Origin of the sequence: Pseudomonas juntendi (assembly GCF_009932375.1) — a bacterium.
Classification (GTDB): Bacteria; Pseudomonadota; Gammaproteobacteria; order Pseudomonadales; family Pseudomonadaceae; genus Aquipseudomonas; species Aquipseudomonas juntendi.
In genome coordinates, this window is sequence record NZ_BLJG01000387.1 from 1 (window position 1) to 272 (window position 272).

1 pseudogene is annotated in these 272 nt (G+C 60.7%); it reads right to left on the minus strand.

Annotated features, from left to right (window positions below):
- Positions 1-228: pseudogene (locus tag GYA94_RS27960) on the minus strand (group II intron reverse transcriptase/maturase); the annotation flags it as partial.
- Positions 229-272 lie beyond the last annotated feature (44 nt).

The window sequence follows — 272 nt, forward strand, 5'->3', positions numbered from 1 at the left end:
CTTGTTGCTAACCAGGCGTTGATACGCACGCCTGAGGTTGGCCGGTGCAAGCACTCGCTCCATCAGCGTGTCCGGCTCCGCGTTCGTCCACGTCGCTGACGCCGCCGGCACCTTTGCACTGCCAGGCATCACCCTCGGCTTCTGGCCGGGATTCGGAGTGACAGATTCCGTTTTAGGAAATTTCTGCATTTCGGCTCCCAACGAAACCGTGACGCCTCCTGGCGGCATAACCTGTTCGGCCCTTGGTGACCCGGTTACCCGCCACTTACTAC